Below are 22993 nucleotides of genomic sequence, written 5' to 3' on the forward strand. Positions count from 1 at the left end.
AATGTATTGATTTTTTTATTTTGCGCAATGCAGATAAAAATTTTTGCATTTTTGTATGGATTAAATTCAGCAGATATAAATTATGCTTTATTTATTTGTGGAATAAGCGTTGCTGTAATTGCTGTGATTGATTTGATCAAATATATAGAGAAATATAAAAAATTGGCATATTTAAAAAGACAATTGGAATATGAACTAGGTGAATTTCCTGAAGCAAAGGGGCTTTTAGAGAATACCTATCAAGAGATGGTTTCAGAATTATATATAAGTCGAAAAAACTTAGTCTCTTCTATGGATATTTCAGCAAAAGAAGCTGAAGAATACTATATGTTATGGGCTCATCAGATTAAGACACCGATTTCTGCAATGCATCTATTATTACAATCAGGCGAGGTTGATTGTAAAATACTATCTATAGAATTATTTAAAATAGAGCAGTATGTGGAAATGGTACTGCATTATTTGCGAGAAAAGCAAATGTCTCAAGATATGGTGTTGAACTACTATTCGCTCTCTGAGGTCATAAAAACTGCAATTAAAAAATATTCTAAATTATTTATTTTACAAAAAATTAAATTGAACTTTGAATCAATGGAAGTAATTGTTTTGACTGATGAAAAGTGGCTTTTGTTTGCAGTGGAACAAATTATTTCGAATGCGTTGAAATATACAAAGGCAGGAAGTGTTTCGATTTATATAGATAAAACAAATGAAAATTTACTTGTAATAGAAGATACAGGAATAGGGATCAGTGCTGAAGACTTGCCGAGGGTAGTTGAAAAAGGGTTTACTGGATATAATGGAAGAAGTAATCATAAATCTACAGGACTGGGATTATATTTAACAAAAGAAGTATTGAATAAACTAGGACATAGATTGTTGTTAGAGTCACAGGTGGGAAAAGGGACAAAAGTAATAATTGATTTTAACAGAGAATAAAATTTATTTATGACAATTTTGTAAGTTTGAAGGGGGAATTGTAAGCCAAATCTATGGCAATGCAATTCTCCCTTTTTTATAATAAAGAGGAAAGATTGAAAGGGGGACATAAAATGTCAATTTTAGAAGTGAAAAATGTTAAAAAAGTATATACAACCAGATTTGGAGGAAATACAGTAAAAGCACTTTCTGATGTTAGTTTTTCTGTTGAGCCGGGAGAATATGTTGCAATTATGGGAGAGTCTGGTTCAGGAAAGACAACTTTATTGAATATTTTAGCTGCTTTAGATAAAGCTACAAGTGGAAAAGTATTGTTAAAAGGAAGAGATTTATCCACAATTCGAGAGAGAGAAATGGCGGCATTTAGAAGACAGAATTTAGGATTTGTTTTTCAAGAGTTTAATTTGTTAGATACTTTTTGTTTGAAAGACAACATATTTTTGCCACTTGTGTTGGCAGGGAAGAAATATGATGAAATGGAAGAACGTCTTTCTCCAATTGCAAAAAAGCTGGGGATAGAAAGAATTTTAAATAAATATCCCTATGAAGTTTCCGGAGGACAGAAGCAAAGAGTTGCAGTTGCTAGAGCATTAATTACAAAACCACAATTGATTCTTGCAGATGAGCCTACAGGAGCATTAGATTCTAAGGCGTCAGATGAATTGCTAAAACTTTTTTCTGAAATTAATCAGGACGGACAGACAATTTTAATGGTAACACATAGTATAAAAGCAGCAAGCAATGCAAGGCGTGTTTTATTTATTAAAGATGGGGAGGTTTTCTATCAACTATATAGAGGAAATTTATCCAATGAAGAAATGTATCAAAAAATTTCCGATACATTAACAGCTTTAACTACTGGGGGTGAAATGGGTGAATAGTGCTGTTTATAGCAAATTAGCGATAACAAATATAAAAAATAGTAGAAGAATGTATGTTCCTTATATCATTACTTGCATAATTACAGTGATGATGTTTTATATTATTTACGGACTAACGAAAAACAAAGGAATTGTGGGGGCTCCTGGAGAACAAGTTTTTCGCGAAATGCTTTCTATGGGAGTGACAATAGTAGGGATTTTTTCAGTTATTTTTCTTTTTTATACAAATAGTTTTCTAATGAAGCAGAGAAAAAAGGAAATAGGAGTTTATAATATATTAGGACTTGGAAAAACGAATATTGCTAAAATGCTTATGGTTGAAATGTGTATTATTACGTGTATAAGTCTTTTGGGTGGAATTATAGGAGGAATTTGCTTTGGGAAATTCGCTTTTTTAATTATGCTTAAAATTCTTCATTTTGATACACATATGAAATTTTCTATCGAACCTAGAGCTATTTTCATTACTATTATTCTATTTTGTATTATTTTTCTTGCATGTTTAATATTTAATCTTTTTCAAGTAAAATTGTCAAATCCGATTGAATTACTGCATGGAAGTAACCAAGGGGATAGAGAACCCAAAACTAAAAAAATTATGGCAATTATAGGTGTTGTTTCATTAGGAGTAGGATATTATTTAGCATTAACTACAGAAAGTGTGATGAATGCACTAGGGGTTTTCTTTATTGCAGTTATTCTTGTTATTATCGGAACGTATGCTTTATTTACATCTGGAAGTATTGCTTTTTTGAAAATATTACGAAAAAACAAAACATATTACTATAAAACAAAACATTTTACTTCGATCTCAGGAATGCTCTATCGTATGAAAGAAAATGCAGTAGGACTTGGAAATATTTGTATTTTAAGTACTATGGTATTGATTATGTTATCGTCAACTTTAGCATTATATACAGGTTTGGAAGATATATTGCGTATGAGATTTCCAAAACAGTGTATTATTATGGGGGAGCTAACTGAAAATATAGATAAAGAAACAATGGTTAAAAACATTGATAAAGAAATTGATAGGGTGTTACAAAAATATAATTTGAAAGAAAAAGGGGAAATATCTTATTTTCATACAGAGATAGATGCATCGAAAGAGAAAAATGTATTTGAAACTAATGTAGATAATATAGGACCAGGGACATTAGATGTTTCAACCTATTGTGAAATTCAATTTATGACATTAGAAAATTTTAATCAAGTGGAAAAAAGAAATGAAATTCTTGGAGAAAATGAAGTGATTTGTTATGCGACAAAGGGAAAGAAACTTTTGGGGAATGAATTAATAATTAATAATAAAAGATTTCGTGTAAAAACAATTGAAATGAAAAATATAGATCAAGAAGTGCAAATGATGATTGATGAATATTATTTTGTTTTGCCAAATCAAAAAGCAATTATAGATTTGCTTGGAGAGGATAAAAGTGGAGCGAAGGAATCTTATTATAAAAGTCTTGATTTTGAGGGGAATAAAGACAATATAATCAAAGCTTCGGAAGAGTTGAAAGCAATATTTCCTATGAATGCGAATAATATTCGAGGGGAATTTAGAGAAACCGAAAGGGAAGAATTTTTTTCTTTATATGGTATGTTTCTATTCTTAGGCTTATTCTTTGGCGGATTATTTCTTATGGCTACAGTGTTAATTATTTACTATAAACAAATCTCAGAGGGTTATAGTGACAAAGCTAGATTTTCTATTATGCAGAAAGTTGGCATGAGCAAACAAGAAGTAAAATCGTCAATAAAAAGCCAGGTAATGAGTGTGTTTTATCTTCCACTTGTTTTCGCAGTACTCCATGTATTAGTGGCATTTAAGATTATTACAAAATTACTTTCTGCATTTGCGTTAAAGAATGTAAAATTAATAGCGGGAACAACTGTGGTGACAGTCGTTATGTTTGGGATTTTTTATACAATTGTATTTATGATAACAACAAAAGAATATTATCGTATAGTAAAATAATAAGAAATTAAATCTATACAAAAGGACGATGTATTATATACGCACCTCCTAGTGGTTAGAGTGATAACTGACACTGGGAGGTCTTTCTTTATAAAGCAATTCTATTTTATAACGTCTAGTCAGACCTGACTTGCTAGTTCAACAGCCATTGTATTTAAAACATACAATTTAAGTTCTGTAATTCTATTCAAGGATAGAGTTACATTTTTGAAAATTTTCCATATTGATATGCAAAGATGAATGAAATGCAACATTGCGTTAATACTCAAGATGGAGGATTTGTCATGGAATATTATAACAAAATATTATTAATGAAATTATTAAATCAAAAATTACACAACGAAAAAATTATTAATGATAAAACGTATGAAAAAATGCAAATGGAAATCAATCATAAAATTTCAAAAGTGGAATCTTATATAGAAATGGCTAAAATTGTATAGTAAGTTTCCATACATTTCCTATATGAAAATGTTGAAAAACAAATCAAAATGTGGCTATAATGAGGTGACGCATATAGCTTTATAAAATACGAGGAGAAATAAAAATGGATGTTTATAAAGCAAGGCAAGATTTAAGGGTAAAGAGAATACAAGATTTAAAGATGAGAGTTGTTCATTACGACAGAGTAAGTACTGATAAAGAGGAACAAAAATCATCCATTGTAAATCAAAATCTTTATAGTGAAGAGATTATTAAAAGTAATCCAAACTGGATATATGCTGGAAGGTATGTCGATGATGCTGTGTCCGGGTTATCTGTTGAGAAACGAGAAGGATTTAATACAATGATTGAGGATGCAAAGCGTGGAAAATTTGATTTTATCATTACAAAAGAAGTCCCTCGTTTTGCTCGTAATACATTAGATAGTATTCGCTATTCCCGTGAATTATTAAATTATGGAGTTGGAATATGGTTTATCAATAACAATATTGTCACTTTGTCTGAAGACTCTGAATTTCTTCTTACAATCATGGCAGGACAAGCTCAAGATGAATCTAGAAGAATTTCGTCACGAGTAAAGACTGGACATAGAATCTCCATAAAGCGCGGTCATGTATTAGGAACAGATAATATGTATGGGTACAAAAAGCGAAACTGTACTCTAACGATTGATGAAACAACTGCAGATGCGGTCCGTTATATTTTTGAGCAATATGCTACAGGTAATTCAAGCACAAATCGACTGTCGAAGGAATTGTTTGATATGGGATATAAAAACCGTTATGGTGGACCAATCTCTTCAAAAACGATTCAAAATATTATTCGGAATGCCAAATATAAAGGATATTTTTGTGGAGGAAAAGTTGTTATAGAAGATATGTTTACTAAAAAACAACGCTTTATTCCAGAAGAAGAATGGGTTACTTATAAAGATACAGAAGGAACTACCGTTCCTGCCATTGTAAGCGAAGAAATATGGAATGCAGCCAATAAAGTACTGAATAAACGTAAAGAAAAACTTTTTGGCTCTCAAAAAACTTCATTTAAATACGAAAATCTTTTTACAGGTAAAATAATCTGTGCTAATGATGGGGCAACTTATTGGTTGCGATCAAGAGGGAAAAAGAGCAATCGCTATGATCTTTCGTGGGAATGCTCCGTACGAAAAACAAAGGGAGCTTCATCGTGTGACTCGTTTAATATTAAGGAATCAGAATTGATTGAACTTACACGAGAAATTATTAATGAAAAAATTGGAAATGTTTATTCTGTTGTGGAAGATTATATTTCTCTTTTAAAAGGAATACTGAATAATACTGATTATGAAAAAGAAATTATAAAACTAAAGAAAGCATTAGAACAGATTAAACGAAAAAGGAATAAAATATTAGATCATAATTTAAACGGAAGATTATCTGATGATGATTTTTATGAAAAAGATGTTGAATTTAAAAAGGAAGAAGATGTACTAAAACAACGATTATCTGAATTTGAAAACCAGACGGTAAAAGATGAATTCCATGACATTGCAAATAAAATTCGAAAAAAGGTTTTAGTATTTGGAGAAGTAGCAGCCGATGAGATTGACAAGCAAACAATTGATTTACTTTTTGATAAAATATATGCTAAAAAAGTAGATGATACAAAAATGGAACTAATATTCAAGATGAACATTGGATATGATATCACCAAATTTTATGAAAAGCGTTCTGCTCATCAAAAGAAGCAAGCGCTTAAAAATAAGTCTAATATGTGTCGTTCGGATACTATGTTAAAAAAAATGATTGAAGAACAAGAAAAACAGATGGCCGGTAAATAAAAGTCAAATGTTTCGTTAATGAAGAATCTGCTGGTGATAAAAAGCCAGCAGATTTTTATATGTTTTGATATATTAAAAGATAATGTTTATGATAAATCAATTTTAAGCAATGTTAGTTTTTGTTGCTTGTATATTTATTGTACATAATATACAGTGAAGATGGTATCGATACAAAAAATTGAAAATAAGAAGGTGAAGATATGATTAGTGAAAATATTAAAAAATATCGAAAGAAAAAAGGAATGAGTCAGGAAGAATTGGCTGTTAAACTTCATGTGGTACGTCAAACAGTGTCGAAATGGGAAAAATCTTTATCTGTTCCAGATGCAGAAGTGTTGGTGCGAATGGCCTCGTTATTGGATGTGCCAATTAGTTCGCTTTTGGGAGTTGAATTTGAAGACGAAAATGTACATAGATTGACAGACGAACTTGCACGATTAAATGAGCAAATTGTAGAAATGCAACATGAACAAATTCTTCGAAAAAGAGCAGGAGAAAAAAGGGGAATAATAATATTTTTATCATTTTTAGCAATGTTCATTAATTTAAGTATAAAAAGACCTGAGATATCTATTTTACTATCTGGATTTTGTATTATAATAGCAGTTATTATTTTGTATAGAAACTTAACATTATTGACAAGGGAAACGACAACAAATATGAAACTAAAAATATTACGGTTAACAACAATTTTTAATTTGACGATAGTGATAGTTTCGATTTTTGGGTCGATGTTTATTTTGTTAAGTGATGACATGTTTTTAGAATATCAAGAAAAAATATTTGCTATAGTATTGATTACTTCCATAATCATTTTTGTTGGAATAATTTCCCCTAAGCTTCCGTTTACAAGGCATACAGGATTAAGATTACCATGGACGATCCGAGATGAAGATACATGGAATGTGGCACATAAAATAATAGGAATTATATCTCTTCCAATAGCTTGTTTATATGTTGGTTGCTCGTTGACAATAGAAAATTTTAAAATAGTGACACTAATTGCCGTTATGTTGTGGATTGGTATTCCAGCATTTATTTCGTATTGTTTTTATATAAAGAAAATGTATTATAAATATTAAAAATAAATGTATAAACTCTGCTTGAATTTTATTTGGAGCTTAATAAATATAATAAAGTGATAGAAAATATTTGTTGATTTTGCATGATATTTTATCTGTACGATTAGAAAAAATAGTGCAAAATGATTGTGTTTTGAGAGCGAAAGATTGACAAAATTAAAACGCTATGATATTGTAATTATACAAATATATGTGTATATTTTGATATCTATATCAGTGGTGAAAATATGTATCTCATATTATTTAGACGATGGTTATATAAGTCAGTTTAAAGAATTACTAGAAATCAAAGAAAGAGTGCCAGTGAAATCTAGATTTCACTGGCACTCTTTCTTATAGAATGGAGGAACTATGAAAAAGAAAAAAATTAATAAAAATTATTTTTTAGCAACAATAATGTTGATTTTGTTTGGGATATTTTTGAGTGGGTGTTCCTCAAAAAAGAAAGAAATTGTGTGGTATATTTCTGATCCTGAGTCCTATGGCGTGAAAGAAGCAAAAGCGTATCAGGAAATAAAGTCAGAACGATTTCAATTATTTAATGAACGTTTAGAAGAACTAAATATATCTGCAAAGGTAGTTTTTAAATATATGCCTAATAGATATGAAGCAAAGGAAGAAGATTTTGATAGTAGGGATTTGAGCAAAAAAGAATTTTTGTTTCAGACAAAGATGATAGAAAATTTGATAAGTAAAGATAGTGATGCAGACATCGTTAATTTTTCACCATTGGAGTATGATAAATTTTTGAATCTTAATGAGTATTTAAAGAAAGAAGAAAATCAAAAAGTTCTTAAGGTTATTCCAGAATCTATTTGGAAGGTAAATGCAATTAACAAAAAAACATATCAAATACCTAGAGGAAATGTAACTGTGTCGCAATTAACATGTATGTTTTATAAACCGTTTTTAGAAAAATATCATATAAATTTAGAGGAAGAAAAGATAAAAAATATGACTCCAGAGGAAATTATTGCATTTTTTGAACCGTATTTTGAAAAAGAACGCCTTTTGGATGATAAATATTATTTGACTTCAGCTTCTGATTTACAATATAGTGGATACTTTCAAAATAGATATATTCCAGTTATAGGAAATTCTAGAGATTGTAATTTGGCAGTTGACATAAAAGAAAAGAAGATAGTTAATTTATTAGATACACCAGAAATGAAACAGATGTTGAAAATCAATCACATGATTTACACGAAAAATTTAGATGCCCATATAGAACGTCAATATAAAAATGGAAATCCAATATTTTGTATAACAGATATACCAACAATACAAGAACTGACACAAGAGCGAGAAAAGAAATGGCTGGAGATAACATTAGGAGACAAGAGACTGAAATCGTCATTTGGAAATGGAGTTTTGAAAAATAGTGATGCAAAAGAATTAGCAGTTCATGTGTTAACAGCATCCATGTACGATGAACAATTGTCTAATATTATGATTTATGGAGTTCCAGATAAAGATTATCGCTTAGAAAATGAGCATGCTATTTATCAAGATAGACAAATAACGTTATCATCTATGGGAAGTTTTAAGAGTATTGGGAATAATAGGATTGCATACCCAAATGAGTTAGAAGTGAAAGAAAAAAGAAAGATAACAGAAAAATTACTGAAACAAACTAGAGTTTATCCATATAGCAATTTTACTCCTGTGTTAGATAAAAATCTTTCTAAAAAGTTAGCAGAAATTATGCGGATTTATAATGATATAGAAAGCAAGACAGAATTTGAAGAGATACCTAATTTTGAAGAATTTATACAGGAACAGGAACAGAAATTGAAAGAAAAGGGAGTAGAACAAGTTGTTTTGCATTTACAAAAACAGTTGGAAGATTGGAAGGAGTAATAAAATGCAACTAGAAATAAAAAATCTTGGAAAATGTTATGGAGAAAAAGAAGCGTTAAAACAATTGAATTTACAACTTTCCCCAGGAATATATGGACTTTTAGGACCGAATGGAGCTGGCAAGAGCACCTTTATGAAGTTGATTTGTATGCTTATAGAACCTACAACAGGAACTATATTGTTTGATGGGAAAGATATTCGAACAGACAGAAAAAATTTTTTGAAATTGTTAGGATATATGCCGCAGCAACATTGTTTGTATTCTGAATTTGGAGTAGAAGAATACTTACATTATGTTGGTGCCTTGAAAGGAATGGATAAGAAGAAAGTACAAGAATCTTCTTTGAGTCTGTTAAAAAAGGTACGCCTTTGGGATGTGAGAACACAGAAGATTCGGACTTTATCAGGAGGAATGCAACAAAGACTTATGTTTGCTCAAGCATTACTAGATGATCCCAAGGTATTGATTTTAGATGAACCTACAGCGGGACTTGATCCGAAAAAGAGAATTGAAATGAGAAATCTAATTGCAGAGTGTGCAAAAGATAAAATCATTTTAATAGCCACTCATGTGGTAAGTGATGTGGAACTGATTGCTGATAAAATGTTGCTTTTAAATAAAGGAAAACTTTTGGCAGAAAGTAGTGCGTTGGAACTTACAGAAAGTTTATGTGGAAAAGTTTGCGAGTTGGAAGCAAAGGAAGAATTGGAGATATTGGAGAAAAAATATCGAATTAGTAGTATGTATCGAAGAGAAGGAAAAATTTACGCTAAAATTTTATTAAAACCAGGAGAAGAACGACCAGAACAAGCGGTTGATGTGTATCCTGATTTGGAAGATGTATATTTATATTACTTTAGTGCCAAAGAAGAGTAAAGGGAAAACAAGATGGTGAAGTTAATTTTATATGAATGGGAAAAACTATGGAAAAATGCGTCGGTTTTGAAAATTGTATTTTTGTTTTTAGTTCTTTCGGGGATAGTGTTTCAAGGAGAATTAAATCGTGATAAAGAAGAACATCAGCCTTATCTAGAATTCCATAAAGCTATGGATAATATGACAGAAGAAGAAGCTATACATTACTTGCGGAAAGAAAAAGAAAGAAGTGGTTATGAACAATATAAAGCAATTTCATATTTAGAAGATGAGATATCAACTATAAATGGATATGAAGCATATCGAAAATCTATTCAGACTAGATATAAACAAAATCAAAGTATTTCTGTTTTTTCAAAAAATAAAGAACAGAATCAATATATGGAACGTATAGCAAAAAAATATGAGAATCTTAAAATTAAAGCACCAATGAAGCGTCAACCATATCAAGGTTTTTTGAAAGTTGTAGATTTCTATGTGCATTATATTTTGGCTATTGTTTTGCTGATTTACCTTGTAAGTGTTGTGTTTATACAGGAACAACGAAATGGAAAAGCAGACTTTGCGCGTACAATGTTTCGGGGGGATAAGTCATTGTTTATTGCGAAAAGTTGTACGGTATATGGAGCATTATTACTTTATTTATTAGGAACATTTTTAATTCACATTGGGTTGGCAGGTAGAGAATATGGTTTTATTTCTATAGATGCAGCAATACAAAGTGTGCCAGGATTTTATTCTGTTCCATATGCTTGGAATATAGGTACATATGTTATTGCTTATATAGGATTACAAGGACTTGCAGCATTTCTTCTTGTAGCAATTGCCATATTTTTAGCTAGATGGTCTACATCGGAATTAAAGACAACATTAGGATTGACGATTATTATGGGGTGGAGTGTATTTAGTCAAAATACAATGAATGGGGAAGGAATTGAATCGTTTTTTAGGATATGGAATATTTGGGGATCTTTTACAGGCGAATCTATATTGAAAAATTATGAAATTCTTAAAATTGGGAATATCTTTATTGAGCAGAGTTTATGGATACCAATATGTATTATTCTCTCTATTTTTTTATTGCTAGTAAGCGGAAAACATTGTCCAAAAGAAAGAAAAAAGACATATTTTCGTAAAGAAAAAAGAAAAAAGAATCCACATGGATTGTTTTATTATGAGATGAAAAAAATGTGGATTTATCAGGGGGGCATCTTTTTGTTTGTTGCATGTATGGGTATACAGGCAATAACAATTTATCAATATAAAACTTATATAGGAACAGATGAAGTTTATTATCAGAAATATATAGATGAATTTGGAAACAGAATTACAACAGAAACGGAAAACAAAATTGCTGCAGAGAAAATACGTTTGAAAAATTTAGAAAATGAATTGAATCAAACTGAGGATCCTATCAAAATGGATAACCTTACACAGCAACTTGAATGTGTAGGAGGATTTCATAAATATGTAGAGCGAATTGAAAATTTACTAGAAGATGAAAAGATTCAATTAATATTGAAAGATAGACAATATGATCTGTTATTTGAAAACACAGTAGTATCACGAATGATGATCATTTTGTTATGTGTTTCCTTTGCCTTTTTGATTCCAGTTATATATCAGAAAGAAAAAGAAACAGGAATGGAAGTACTGCAGGACACGTCTTGGACTGGTGGTAAAAAAATATGGAGATTAAAAATTGGAATAGTTCTTTTGTACAGTATTCCTTTTATACTTTGCAGTGAAGGAATGGTGGTTGCAAAGGAAAACTATATGTATGATTTGGAATGGTTTGCTCCGGTAGGATGTCTACCACAATATTGGGAGAATCATGGAAAAACTTCTATAGGAGTTGCCTTTTTGATAGGGTTTATAATTCAATGCATTGTAGTAAGTATTATTGTTATGTTTTTATCAGCTTGTGCGAAAAAGGTGAGAAATCAGCACATGTTAACTGGAATTATTTTGGGGTTGACGGTAGTGCCTGTAATATTATCTTCGCATGTGCCTGTAGCAGTACTTAGTTGGGGCTATAATTTGATTTTTGTGTTTACTGCACAGTTTAAAATAGTAATAGCAGGTTGTGGTATTTTGGGAATAGTTACATATCTAATAAGAAGAAAGGAGAATAGATGATGAAAAAGAGAAAACTTATAGTAGTCTTTTTTCTACTTGTATGTTTAACGCTGACAGCATGTGGAAAGGATGAAGGTACAAAAGAAAAAACAGAGAAAGACAGATTTCAAGATGAACAAGAATATTTAGTTATGGCAAATCTAACCGAATCTAATAATGGTATATATGGAGTCAAATGGGAAGGAGAATATACACCTATCTTTTTTGTAGACAAAAACACAGGGAAAAAGACGGTGCTTTGTCAAAAGGTTAACTGTAAACATGATTCTGAAAAGTGCCCAGCAGTTGAAAAAGGAACTGTGGGATGCATGGCGTATTCGGATGGAATGGTATATTTTATAGTGCAAAAAGAAGAGGAAGATTTGAAATTGGAATTATATTCTATGAAAGAAGATGGTAGTGGAAAGAAAAAACTACATACATTTGAAAATGCTCAAGTTTTTCCAAATCAAGCTGGATTATATAAAGGAAAAGTTATATTATCGGTTCAGACGCAAAAGGAACTAGAAGATGGAAGTGGTTTAACTACAGCAGAACCATCGATTGTATTGTATGATTTAAAAACAAAAAAGGAAACTATTTTGCTAAATGGAGCAGAGAATGAGGGGAAATATACAGTTCCATGCGGAGGCAGTGGAAATGCTATATATTTGGCCCAAGTACCTTGGGAAGAATCAGGACATAATCTAGAATGTGATTATTTGAGATATGATTTTAAAACTGGCAATTTAGATAAAGTCTATACAGCGAAAGTATGTGATATGCAAATTATTAAAAATGATATACTCTATTTGCAGTCCGAAGGAAAAAAACAGTTGGAGAATTATAATATAAAAACACAGGAAAAAAAGGTTGTGTTGAAATGGAAAGATGATATAGATGAAGTTTGGGCAAGGGAAGATCATGTTGAATTTCGTAAAAATGTGAAGAATGGTGACAAAAAAAAGATATACGGTAATTGGTATGATTTTGAGGAAAAAAAATATTTGTTTGATGAGTATCAAGATTTAGATAAAGTTAGCGTGAAAGACAAAACGGAGAATGGATATTGGATTTACAAGGAAGGAGAACCTTATTTTTATCATTTAAAAGATAAAAACTGGCAAAAAATTGAAGAAATAAAATAAATCAAAAAGTGTATAACATAGGTTTTAAGTCAATATTTGACATTTGACCATTAACTAATTATAATAAACGAGGAAAAGATTATTATCTCTTAAAGAAAGGGAAAATATATGAGAGTTATAGGTGGAAGTGCAAAAAGATTACAGTTAAAAACATTAGAAGGCTTGGAAACTAGACCGACAACAGACAGGATTAAGGAGACATTGTTTAATATGATTTCTCCATATTTGTGTGACTGTATGTTTTTGGATTTGTTTAGTGGTAGTGGTGGCATAGGAATTGAAGCATTGAGTAGGGGAGCTAAAGAAGTTACTTTTGTTGAAAATAATCCAAAAGCCATGCAATACATAAAAGCAAATTTAAAGTTTACAAAGCTAGATAAGAATGCAGTTACAATGCAGACAGATGCAATAACCGCCTTGAGAAAAATGGAAGGGACAACTCAGTTTGACTATATTTTTATGGATCCACCATATGCGAAAGGCTTGGAGAAACAGGTTTTAGAATATTTAGCAGAATCGGATTTGGTAAATGAGGGTACAGTCATTATTGTAGAGGCAGCGAAAGAAACAGAATTTACCTATTTGGAACAATTTGGTTTTTATGTTAGCAAAATAAAAGAATATAAGACAAATAAACACCTGTTTATTGAAAGAGAGCGAGGCGAAGAAGTGTGCTAAGAGCAATTTATCCTGGAAGCTTTGATCCAGTCACTTTGGGACATATGGATATAATTAAACGTTCCTCCAAAATTGTAGATGAGTTAATTGTAGGAGTGTTAAAGAATAACGCAAAAACTCCGTTGTTTTCTGTAGAAGAACGTGTTAAAATGTTGAAAGAAGCAACGAAAGAATTTGAAAATATTAAAGTAGTAGAGTTTGAAGGGCTTTTAGTTGATTTTGCAAAAGCGATGGATGCAAAAGTGGTTATTAGAGGGCTACGTGCTATCACTGATTTTGAATATGAATTACAAATGACACAAACAAATCATAAATTAGAACCAGATGTGGAAACACTTTTTTTGACGACAAGTATAGAATATTCTTTCTTGAGTTCCACGACAGTAAAGGAAGTTTCTGCTTTTGGAGGAGATATTACCCAATTTGTCCCTAAAGTGGTTGTAAAAGCAATAGAAGAAAAGATGAAGTAAAAGGAGAGTATAAATTATGAGTAGTCGTATTGAACAAATTATTGAAGAAATTGAAGAGTATATTGATAGTTGTAAATTTCAAGCATTATCTACTTCGAAAATTATTGTAAACAAAGAACAGATTGATGAATTGTTACGAGAACTTCGAATGAAGACACCAGATGAAATTAAGCGTTATCAAAAAATTATAGAAAATAAAGATGCGATTTTAGCAGATGCACAGGCAAAAGCACAAAGCATGATTGAAGAAGCACAAATTCAGACGAATGAATTGGTGAGTGAACATGAAATTATGCAACAAGCATATGCACAGGCAAATGAAATTGTTATGACAGCAACAGAACAAGCACAGGAAATTCTTGATAACGCTACGAATGATGCAAATGATATTCGTATTGGTGCAATGCAGTATGCAAATGATGTTTTGGCAAATGCGGAAGGAATCATTGCGCATTCGTTGGATACATATACAACAAAATATGAAAGTCTTATTAATTCTTTGCGTGAGTGCTATGAAGTTGTCCGTACAAATCGTAAAGAATTAGAAGTGCCTGAAAAGTCAGATAGAGGAATAGAATCTGAATTTGGAAGTGAAGAATAGCATTATATTAAAAAATGAATATATAACAATGTAAGAAGACTGGTTACCATGGCGGTAATCAGTTTTTCTATTGTGTATGAATAAATAGAAAGACCTGTACCCTCAAGCATACATTTTGTTTGAGCTATGGAACAAAAACCACCAAAAGAGATAAGAGTCATTATACAAATATAAGAAAAAGAAAATGGTAGGTTCGTTTTGAGAATCATTTGAATGCCAGTAGTAATTTCTAATGATGGTAAAAAACATATTGTCCATACGGATGATGTACATGGAATTTCTTTGAGAAGAGTAGTTAATACAGAAAAAAGAACAATATAACCACCTACCTTTGTAAGCGCCTCAAAACTATTCATAATGGTTTGATCTAATAATTGAAAATGAAAGTAAGGATGGGAGAAGGAAGAAACAGCTTGTGAGAAAAATGGTTTCTTCCGCAAATAATAAATGCGAAAAAGAAAACTGCATAAGATAGGAGAGATAAATAAAATAATAAGAGAAGGGAAAAGAAGTTCGTCACATTTTAGAGTTTTTAAGATAACATAGTTCATAATAAACATGGGGCTTGTATTATTACAGAAAGAGAGTAGGTATGCTGCTTCGTTTTTTGAAATTTTTCCGTTTTTTACTAAATCAGCAGTAACTTTTGCACCCATGGGATATCCACATAAAAAACCAGTTAAAATTGAAAAGGTTCCGTTTGAACTTGCGGAAAAAAGAGGGCATAAAATAGGTGATAACCATTTTGTGAAAGAAACCATGGTGTTTGTTCGAATAAGCAGGTTTGTGATAATCATAAAAGGGAAAAGAGTAGGTAAAATGATTTGATACCAAAGTAAAAGACCTTCGCTTGCTCCTACAAAAGTTTCATTTGGTTTTATTAACATAAAAAGAAATATGCTAATGAGAATAAAAGGAAGAATTTTGTGTTTCATATAAATCTCCTAAAATTGTACAATATAGAAAAAATATATGATAATACTTGATTTTATATGTGCAATATGCAAAAATAATAATAGAAATATTTAGCAAGGAAGGGAAGAAAAATGGCATTAGAAAATTTAGAACCAAAAGAAGTATTTCATTATTTTGAGGAATTAACTAGGATTCCACGAGGAACGTATAACACTAAAGCAGTCAGCGATTATTGTGTGAATTTTGCAAAAGAATTGGGGCTTGAATATATACAAGATCAGGCAAATAATGTCATTATAAAGAAAGCTGGCACGAAAGGGTATGAAGAATCAGAACCCGTTATTATCCAAGGACATCTGGATATGGTTTGCGAAAAAATTCAAGGATCTACACATGATTTTATGAAAGATCCCCTAGATGTTTATGAAGAAGATGGGTTTGTACAGGCGAGAGGAACCACACTTGGTGGAGATGATGGTATTGCAATCGCTTATGCGATGGCGATACTTGCTAGCAATGAATTGGAACATCCTCCTATAGAAGCAGTATTTACTGTGGATGAAGAAGAAGGAATGGGGGGAGCTAATGCGATTGATTTATCTGTGTTAAAGGGACGTATGTTGTTGAATCTTGATTCCGATGTGGAAGGAACAATTGTAGCAGGTTGTGAAGGTGGTTGTGAAAATGTGGTTCGTATTCCTATTGAAAGAGAAGAAAAGGAAGGAACTGTATTGACGATTTCAGTTGATGGATTAAGAGGTGGACATTCGGGGTTAGAAATCCATGAGCAACATGGTAATGCGAATAAATTAATGGGTAGATTGTTAATGACATTAGCGGCGGAGAAAGTGGCATTTTCCCTTGTTAAAATAGATGGAGGTTCAAAACCAAATGTAATTACATCTTTTGGGGAAAGTAAGATTGTTCTCGATTCATCAGATGTAGAGAAAGCAAAAGAAATTTTACAGCAATGTACACATGTATTAAAGGACGAATTCGGACAGGATGAACCTGATTTATCAGTTATAGTTTCTGAGGAAATAGACCAAAAAGTTTGTGCGATGACAACAGAAAGTAAGAAAAAGGTTATTTTTCTCGTGACAGCAACTCCAGATGGAGTGCAATGTTTCAGCAGAAATATTAAAGGACTTGTGGAAACATCATTGAATTTGGGAATTGTCAAGACGGAAGAGGAACAGATTACAGCAGTGTATCGCGTAAGAAGTGCTGTCAAAAGTAAGAAAGAAAATATGAAAAAAACTCTTGCAATGTGGGCAGAATTCTTAGGTGGAACGATTGCTATTGAAGGAGAATATCCGGCTTGGGCTTACAAAATAGATTCTAAAATTCGCCCGATTGTAGTGAATACATATAAAGAATTATTTGGGACAGAACCGAAAGTAACAACGATTCATGCAGGGTTAGAATGCGGGTTATTTGCAGGAAAATTGGAGGATTTAGATTGCGTTTCACTTGGTCCAGAAATGTTAAGCATTCATTCTCCAAATGAAAAGTTGAATGTTGCTTCTACACAACGTACATGGGAATTGCTTAAAGCTATTTTGAAAAATTGTAAATAAAAGATAAAAATTTCATATAGAGATTATATAGGAACATATAGTAATACAAAAAGGAGATTTCCATGAAGGGAAAAAAAGGTGGAAAGTTACTTCTTCTTGTATTACTATTTTCTTTTTTTATTATTGTAGGAAAATACAAATTACTTAATGAAAGTCAGTTGAAAAGATTAAATGAAAAAACAATTGTTTCAAAACAATTTAGAAAACAGCAATTGGAGGAAAACATACTAAGTCTTCTCGAAAAAGAAGAGAACAAAGGGAAGATAGTTGGTTTATATTTGTTAGAAAGTGATTTTTCTAATAAAAGGTTTTTGGAGGAGGACAAAAAAAGTACTTATCAGAAAGTGTATAGAAAGTGGGCTGAAAATAAAGAATGGATACAATATAACAAAGTATGTAAAGCAATTTGGAATGACTTGAAATATTTTCCAGTTCCATTATCTTCTGAAAATAAAAAATTAACTGTTTCGTATATAGATACTTGGCAAGAAAAGAGGACATATGGAGGAGAAAGGGGACATGAAGGAACGGATATTATGGCAAAAGAAAATGTTGTGGGAGTATATCCGATTGTAAGTATGGCAGACGGTGTGGTTACGGAGAAAGGATGGCTTGAAAAAGGGGGATATCGCATTGGAATAAGAGGGAAATCAGGTGGGTATTTTTATTATGCGCATTTAGATTCTTATAGTGATATCGAAATAGGACAAACAATCAAAGCAGGTCAAGTGATTGGGTATATGGGGAATACCGGGTATGGAAAAGAAGGAACTAGAGGGAAATTTCCGGTACATCTTCATTTGGGCATTTACTTTTATTATAAAGGAAAAGAGATAAGTATAAATCCATATTGGATTTTGAAATATTTAGAAAATCATAAATTAAAATATGCTTTCTCCTAGTCAAAGCAAATAAAATTATGGTATACTAAATGTTGAGATGAAGGAGGCAAACATGAATTTACCAACTAAATTTGAAGAAAAGATAAAATTGTTGATAGGAGAAGAATTCTCTGATTATATAAAATGCTACGAAGAACCAAGATTTTATGGTTTGCGTGTGAATACAAAAAAAATTAGTGTGGAGAAGTTTAAGAAAATTTGTCCGTTTGAAATCCAACAGATTCCTTGGATTGAGAATGGGTTTTATTATGATGGAGATCAAGTGCAACCTGCAAAACATCCTTATTATTTTGCGGGATTGTATTATTTGCAAGAACCAAGTGCTATGACACCAGCCAATAGACTTCCGATAGAACCAGGAGACAGAGTGTTGGATGTATGTGCAGCTCCAGGAGGAAAAGCTACTGAACTAGGAGCAAAACTAAATGCAAAAGGTGTGTTAGTTGCTAATGATATAAGTAGTTCAAGGGCAAAAGGCCTACTGAAAAATATTGAAGTTTTTGGTGTTGGAAATGTGCTTGTATTAAGTGAAGAACCCGGAAAGTTGGAGGAATATTTTCCGGAATATTTTGATAAAATTTTGATTGATGCTCCATGCTCTGGGGAAGGAATGTTTAGAAAAGATAAAAAAATGGTGAAAGCATGGGAAGAACATGGTCCTTCTTTTTTTGCAAAAATTCAGAGAAGTATTGTGACACAGGCTGCAAGAATGTTGAAACCTGGAGGAATGATTTTGTATTCTACATGTACTTTTGATGCAGAAGAAAATGAAGGAACGATAGAATATTTATTAAAAGAATATCCTGAATTTTTCCTAAAAGAGATTATTCCATACGAAGGATTTGCAGAAGGGATACCAGAAGTGACAGAAAGCAAATCGTTAGATTTCAAAAAAACAGTCCGTATCTGGCCCCATAAAATGCATGGAGAAGGACATTATCTTGCTTTGTTACAAAAAGGAGAAAAAAGAAAAGAATATACTACAACTAAAGTTCAGAAAAAAGCAAAAAAGGTTCCGTTAGAATTGGAAACATTTTTCCGAGAAGTGACATGGGAAATGGATTGGAGTAGATTAGAAATTCATGGAGAAAAGGTGTATTATATGCCAGAAGGTCTGCCGGATGTGAAAGGAATACGGTTTTTAAGAACAGGATTATATTTAGGGGATGTGAAAAAGAACCGTTTTGAGCCTACACAAGCCTTTGCCATGTGTCTGAAAAAGGATGAATATGCACATACGATTTCTTTAGCTGTAGATGATGAAAGAGTGATAAAATATTTAAAAGGGGAGACGTTGGAAGTTGATGATTTAGTTTCTTCTAAACAAAAAGGATGGCATTTGATTTGTATAGAAGATTATCCTTTGGGGTGGGGGAAACTTTCTAATGGAACACTAAAAAATAAATATTTGCCTGGATGGAGATGGCAATCGGCATGATAAGATTAGATAAATATTTGTGTGAAATGGGTATTGGAACACGTTCGGAAGTAAAGAAATATATCCGACAAGGTCGAATTACTGTAGATGGGGAAAAAGTAGTTAAACCAGAAGAAAAGATAGATGAACAATCGAGCCAGGTTAGTATGGATAATCAGTTGATTGGGTATGAAAAGTTTGAATATTATATGCTTTATAAGCCGGCTGGAGTTGTTTCTGCTACAGTAGACAAAAAAGAAAAAACAGTGCTGGATTTAATTACCGACAAAAAACGTAAAGATTTATTTCCAGTAGGAAGACTTGACAAAGATACGGAAGGACTTCTTTTGATTACAAATGATGGAGAAATGGCTCATCGTTTGCTTGCACCTAAAAAGCATGTTAATAAGACTTATTATGCAAAAATAAAGGGGAGAGTAACAGAACAGGAAATACAACTGTTTTCAAAAGGTCTTTCAATTGGAAATAATGAATATGCCAAACCATCTGTATTGAAAATTTTAAAATCAGGAGAAGTTTCAGAGATAGAATTAATTATACAGGAAGGAAAATTTCATCAAGTGAAAAGAATGTTTAGAACTGTAGGGATGGAAGTCGTTTATTTGAAACGGATTTCTATGGGAAGCCTTGTGCTAGATGAAAGTCTGCAAAAGGGGGAATACAGGAAATTGACAAAGAAAGAGGTTGAACAGTTATGTTAGAAAATATGAAAGCGGTTCTGTTTGATTTAGATGGTTCTCTTGCAGATTCTATGTGGGTTTGGACAACAATTGATATGGAATATATTAAAGAGTATCAGTTGGAAGTTCCACCACATTTTTATAGAGAAATGGAAGGAAAAAGTTTTACTGAAACAGCACAATATTTTTTGGATGTTTTTCCTAAATTACCTTTTACTTTAGAAGAATTAAAGCAAGATTGGACAAATAGAGCATATGATAAATATACAAAAGAAGTCAAATTGAAAGAAGGTGCATTAGATTTCCTGAAAATGTTAAAAGAGCAAGGAATTCTTATGGGAATCGCTACAAGTAATGGGAGACAGTTAGTGGAAGAATTTCTAAAAGCGAATCAAATTGAGACTTTTTTTGGAACAGTTTGGACATCATGTGATGTATGTGCAGGAAAACCAGCGCCAGATGTCTATTTAAAAGCAGCGGAGAGTTTGCAAGTTTCACCAGAACATTGTCTTGTGTTTGAAGATGTCCCAATGGGAATTTTAGCAGGGAAAAATGCTGGAATGAAAGTTTGTGCAGTGGAAGATGAATTTTCAAAAGAACAAGAAAAAAAGAAGAGGGAATTAGCGGATTATTATATACAAAATTATAATGATATCCGAAAGAAAACCTATGAGGTATTATAAATGCAACAAGAATTTTTACCAATTTCAAAAGAAGATATGCAACAAAGAGGGTGGGAACAAGTAGATTTTGTTTATGTATCAGGAGATGCTTATGTAGACCACCCTTCCTTTGGGCATGCAATCATTACGCGTGTTTTAGAAGCACACGGGTATAAGGTGGGTATTATTGCCCAACCAGATTGGAAGAATAAAGAAAGTATTATGGTTTTTGGTGAACCGAGACTTGCTTTTTTAGTTTCTAGTGGGAACATGGATTCCATGGTAAACCATTATACTGTGTCTAAAAAAAGGAGAAAAACAGATGCGTTTACCCCGGGTGGAGTTATGGGAAAACGACCGGATTATGCAACTGTTGTATATAGTAACTTAATTCGCCAAGTGTATAAGAAAATACCGATTATTCTTGGGGGAATTGAGGCGAGTCTTAGAAGGCTTGCACATTATGATTATTGGAGTAATAAATTAAAACGATCTATTTTACTTGATTCGGGAGCAGATATCCTTTCTTATGGAATGGGGGAACGCTCTATCGTGGAAATTGCTGAAGCGTTGGATAGTGGTATAGCAGTTTCAGATATTACTTATATTGATGGAACAGTATGTAAAGTAAAAAGTTTGGATTGTGTCTATGATGCGATTACATTGCAGTCGTATGATGATTTACAACAGGATAAATTAAATTATGCTAGAAGTTTTTACGTTCAATATTGTAATACGGATCCATTTACAGCAAAACGTCTTGTTGAGCCATATGGAGAACATTTATATATTGTGCAAAATCCACCATCAAAGCCGCTAAGCCAACCGGAAATGGATAGAGTGTATAGTTATCCATATATGAGAACATATCATCCTTCTTATGAGGAACTGGGCGGTGTTCCTGCTATTGAAGAGGTAAAATATAGTTTGATTAGTAACAGAGGTTGCTTTGGTGCCTGCAGTTTTTGCGCATTGACGTTTCACCAAGGAAGAATCATTCAGACAAGAAGCCACGAATCGCTTATTTCTGAAGCGAAGAAATTTATTTGGGATAAAGATTTTAAAGGGTATATACATGATGTCGGAGGTCCAACTGCCAATTTTAGAGCTCCTGCTTGTGAAAAGCAATTAACTCATGGGGCGTGTAAAAATAAACAATGTTTATTTCCAAGACCATGTAAAAATATGAAGGTAGACCATAAAGATTATTTATGTCTTCTTCGTAAATTAAGAGAATTGCCAAATGTAAAAAAAGTATTTATTCGTTCGGGTATTCGTTTTGACTATTTAATAGCGGATAAAGACGATACATTTTTTAGAGAACTTTGCGAAAATCACATTAGCGGACAATTAAAAGTTGCACCCGAACATATTTCTGATGCCGTTTTGCAAAAGATGGGTAAACCTGAAAATAGTGTTTATCAAAGTTTTACAAAAAAATACAAACAGATAAATGAAAAATTAGGAAAAAAACAATTCCTTGTCCCATATTTAATGTCATCACATCCAGGCTCGACGATGAAAGAAGCAGTAGAACTTGCAGAATATTTGAGAGATTTGGGATATATGCCAGAACAAGTACAAGATTTCTATCCGACACCATCCACAATTTCTACATGTATGTACTATACAGGGGTAGATCCTCGCACAATGGAAAAGGTGTATGTACCGATCAATCCGCATGAAAAAGCAATGCAAAGAGCATTGATTCAATATCGAAATCCTAAGAATTATGATTTGGTGTTAGAGGCATTGAAAATAGCCGATAGAATGGATTTAGTTGGTTATGATAAAAAATGTCTTATTAGACCGAAACAAAATAAACACCAACAGTGGGAAAGACCACAACAAACACAAAATAAAAAGCCAAAGAAGAAAAAGGCAATACGAAATGTTCATAAAAAGAAAAATAAATAGTAGA

The 22993-nt window shown here is 31.9% G+C and carries 20 protein-coding genes; 19 read left to right on the top strand and 1 reads right to left on the bottom strand.

The features are described from left to right. Nucleotides 1–6: 6 nt before the first annotated feature. The 13 genes from ACY2U7_RS07855 (at nt 7) to ACY2U7_RS07915 (ending at nt 14895) form a co-directional block, all read left to right on the top strand. Complete coding sequence (locus ACY2U7_RS07855; protein WP_461868121.1) at nt 7–939, top strand: ATP-binding protein; 933 nt, start codon at nt 7–9, stop codon at nt 937–939. Between the two features lie 113 nt (nt 940–1052). Continuing rightward, on the top strand, nt 1053–1820 hold the full coding sequence (locus ACY2U7_RS07860; RefSeq protein WP_461812869.1) for an ABC transporter ATP-binding protein: 768 nt from the start codon (nt 1053–1055) through the stop codon (nt 1818–1820). Then, a complete protein-coding gene (locus tag ACY2U7_RS07865; RefSeq protein ID WP_461816187.1) occupies nt 1813–3798 on the top strand; it encodes an FtsX-like permease family protein in 1986 nt (661 codons plus the stop codon). Before ACY2U7_RS07860 ends, ACY2U7_RS07865 begins: the two co-directional genes overlap by 8 nt. 284 nt (nt 3799–4082) lie before the next feature. Beyond that, the gene (locus ACY2U7_RS07870; protein ID WP_461812867.1) at nt 4083–4241 is read left to right on the top strand and encodes a hypothetical protein; all 159 of its coding nucleotides are present in this window, start codon (nt 4083–4085) and stop codon (nt 4239–4241) included. Between the two features lie 104 nt (nt 4242–4345). After that, entirely contained in the window at nt 4346–6061 is a 1716-nt protein-coding gene (locus ACY2U7_RS07875) for a recombinase family protein (protein ID WP_461816188.1), read from the top strand. Nucleotides 6062–6261: 200 nt separating this feature from the next. Beyond that, the gene (locus ACY2U7_RS07880; protein ID WP_461812865.1) at nt 6262–7143 is read left to right on the top strand and encodes a helix-turn-helix domain-containing protein; all 882 of its coding nucleotides are present in this window, start codon (nt 6262–6264) and stop codon (nt 7141–7143) included. 351 nt (nt 7144–7494) lie between these two features. After that, the gene (locus ACY2U7_RS07885) at nt 7495–9003 is read left to right on the top strand and encodes a hypothetical protein (protein ID WP_461816189.1); all 1509 of its coding nucleotides are present in this window, start codon (nt 7495–7497) and stop codon (nt 9001–9003) included. 4 nt (nt 9004–9007) lie between these two features. Beyond that, complete coding sequence (locus ACY2U7_RS07890; protein ID WP_461813207.1) at nt 9008–9880, top strand: ABC transporter ATP-binding protein; 873 nt, start codon at nt 9008–9010, stop codon at nt 9878–9880. Between the two features lie 12 nt (nt 9881–9892). Next, complete coding sequence (locus ACY2U7_RS07895) at nt 9893–12019, top strand: hypothetical protein (protein WP_461816190.1); 2127 nt, start codon at nt 9893–9895, stop codon at nt 12017–12019. Then, a complete protein-coding gene (locus ACY2U7_RS07900; protein WP_461816191.1) occupies nt 12019–13146 on the top strand; it encodes a hypothetical protein in 1128 nt (375 codons plus the stop codon). The genes ACY2U7_RS07895 and ACY2U7_RS07900 overlap by 1 nt, the downstream gene beginning before the upstream one ends. A gap of 108 nt (nt 13147–13254) precedes the next feature. Next, a complete protein-coding gene (gene rsmD, locus ACY2U7_RS07905; protein ID WP_461813210.1) occupies nt 13255–13824 on the top strand; it encodes a 16S rRNA (guanine(966)-N(2))-methyltransferase RsmD in 570 nt (189 codons plus the stop codon). After that, entirely contained in the window at nt 13818–14294 is a 477-nt protein-coding gene (coaD, locus tag ACY2U7_RS07910) for a pantetheine-phosphate adenylyltransferase (protein WP_461813211.1), read from the top strand. The genes rsmD and coaD overlap by 7 nt, the downstream gene beginning before the upstream one ends. Before the next feature lie 16 nt (nt 14295–14310). Beyond that, nucleotides 14311–14895 (top strand): ATPase, encoded by a 585-nt coding sequence (locus tag ACY2U7_RS07915; RefSeq protein WP_461813212.1) that lies wholly within the window; start codon nt 14311–14313, stop codon nt 14893–14895. Nucleotides 14896–14897: 2 nt separating this feature from the next. On the opposite strand, the gene ACY2U7_RS07920 is transcribed toward ACY2U7_RS07915, so the two are convergent. Next, a complete protein-coding gene (locus ACY2U7_RS07920) occupies nt 14898–15830 on the bottom strand; it encodes a nucleoside recognition domain-containing protein (RefSeq protein ID WP_461813213.1) in 933 nt (310 codons plus the stop codon). Between the two features lie 111 nt (nt 15831–15941). Between ACY2U7_RS07920 and ACY2U7_RS07925 the strand changes: the two genes are divergently transcribed. From ACY2U7_RS07925 to ACY2U7_RS07950, 6 genes are all read left to right on the top strand, one after another. Continuing rightward, nucleotides 15942–17390 carry an aminoacyl-histidine dipeptidase gene (locus ACY2U7_RS07925; protein WP_461816193.1) on the top strand — a complete coding sequence of 483 codons (1449 nt, stop codon included), beginning with the start codon at nt 15942–15944 and terminating at the stop codon, nt 17388–17390. A 62-nt stretch (nt 17391–17452) separates the two neighbouring features. Then, nucleotides 17453–18292, top strand: coding sequence for a M23 family metallopeptidase (locus ACY2U7_RS07930; protein ID WP_461816194.1), 840 nt, complete (start codon nt 17453–17455; stop codon nt 18290–18292). A 52-nt stretch (nt 18293–18344) separates the two neighbouring features. Then, complete coding sequence (locus ACY2U7_RS07935) at nt 18345–19730, top strand: RsmF rRNA methyltransferase first C-terminal domain-containing protein (protein WP_461813216.1); 1386 nt, start codon at nt 18345–18347, stop codon at nt 19728–19730. Continuing rightward, nucleotides 19727–20431, top strand: coding sequence for a pseudouridine synthase (locus ACY2U7_RS07940; protein WP_461813217.1), 705 nt, complete (start codon nt 19727–19729; stop codon nt 20429–20431). Before ACY2U7_RS07935 ends, ACY2U7_RS07940 begins: the two co-directional genes overlap by 4 nt. Then, entirely contained in the window at nt 20425–21093 is a 669-nt protein-coding gene (locus ACY2U7_RS07945; RefSeq protein WP_461816195.1) for an HAD family hydrolase, read from the top strand. The genes ACY2U7_RS07940 and ACY2U7_RS07945 overlap by 7 nt, the downstream gene beginning before the upstream one ends. Further along, nucleotides 21094–22989, top strand: a complete 1896-nt coding sequence (locus tag ACY2U7_RS07950; RefSeq protein WP_461813219.1) for a YgiQ family radical SAM protein — start codon at nt 21094–21096, stop codon at nt 22987–22989. Nucleotides 22990–22993 lie beyond the last annotated feature (4 nt).

It is taken from the genome of Faecalimonas sp. (genome assembly GCA_029264305.1).
In the GTDB taxonomy this organism is placed as follows: Bacteria; Bacillota; Clostridia; order Lachnospirales; family Lachnospiraceae; genus Faecalimonas.

Coding starts and splice junctions, on each gene's coding strand:
- ACY2U7_RS07860 (WP_461812869.1), top strand. CDS start 1,053: ATGTCAATTTTAGAAGTGAAAAATGTTAAAAAAGTATATACAACCAGA.
- ACY2U7_RS07870 (WP_461812867.1), top strand. CDS start 4,083: ATGGAATATTATAACAAAATATTATTAATGAAATTATTAAATCAAAAA.
- ACY2U7_RS07875 (WP_461816188.1), top strand. CDS start 4,346: ATGGATGTTTATAAAGCAAGGCAAGATTTAAGGGTAAAGAGAATACAA.
- ACY2U7_RS07880 (WP_461812865.1), top strand. CDS start 6,262: ATGATTAGTGAAAATATTAAAAAATATCGAAAGAAAAAAGGAATGAGT.
- ACY2U7_RS07885 (WP_461816189.1), top strand. CDS start 7,495: ATGAAAAAGAAAAAAATTAATAAAAATTATTTTTTAGCAACAATAATG.
- ACY2U7_RS07890 (WP_461813207.1), top strand. CDS start 9,008: ATGCAACTAGAAATAAAAAATCTTGGAAAATGTTATGGAGAAAAAGAA.
- ACY2U7_RS07895 (WP_461816190.1), top strand. CDS start 9,893: ATGGTGAAGTTAATTTTATATGAATGGGAAAAACTATGGAAAAATGCG.
- ACY2U7_RS07900 (WP_461816191.1), top strand. CDS start 12,019: ATGAAAAAGAGAAAACTTATAGTAGTCTTTTTTCTACTTGTATGTTTA.
- rsmD (WP_461813210.1), top strand. CDS start 13,255: ATGAGAGTTATAGGTGGAAGTGCAAAAAGATTACAGTTAAAAACATTA.
- ACY2U7_RS07915 (WP_461813212.1), top strand. CDS start 14,311: ATGAGTAGTCGTATTGAACAAATTATTGAAGAAATTGAAGAGTATATT.
- ACY2U7_RS07920 (WP_461813213.1), bottom strand. CDS start 15,830: ATGAAACACAAAATTCTTCCTTTTATTCTCATTAGCATATTTCTTTTT.
- ACY2U7_RS07925 (WP_461816193.1), top strand. CDS start 15,942: ATGGCATTAGAAAATTTAGAACCAAAAGAAGTATTTCATTATTTTGAG.
- ACY2U7_RS07930 (WP_461816194.1), top strand. CDS start 17,453: ATGAAGGGAAAAAAAGGTGGAAAGTTACTTCTTCTTGTATTACTATTT.
- ACY2U7_RS07935 (WP_461813216.1), top strand. CDS start 18,345: ATGAATTTACCAACTAAATTTGAAGAAAAGATAAAATTGTTGATAGGA.
- ACY2U7_RS07940 (WP_461813217.1), top strand. CDS start 19,727: ATGATAAGATTAGATAAATATTTGTGTGAAATGGGTATTGGAACACGT.
- ACY2U7_RS07945 (WP_461816195.1), top strand. CDS start 20,425: ATGTTAGAAAATATGAAAGCGGTTCTGTTTGATTTAGATGGTTCTCTT.
- ACY2U7_RS07950 (WP_461813219.1), top strand. CDS start 21,094: ATGCAACAAGAATTTTTACCAATTTCAAAAGAAGATATGCAACAAAGA.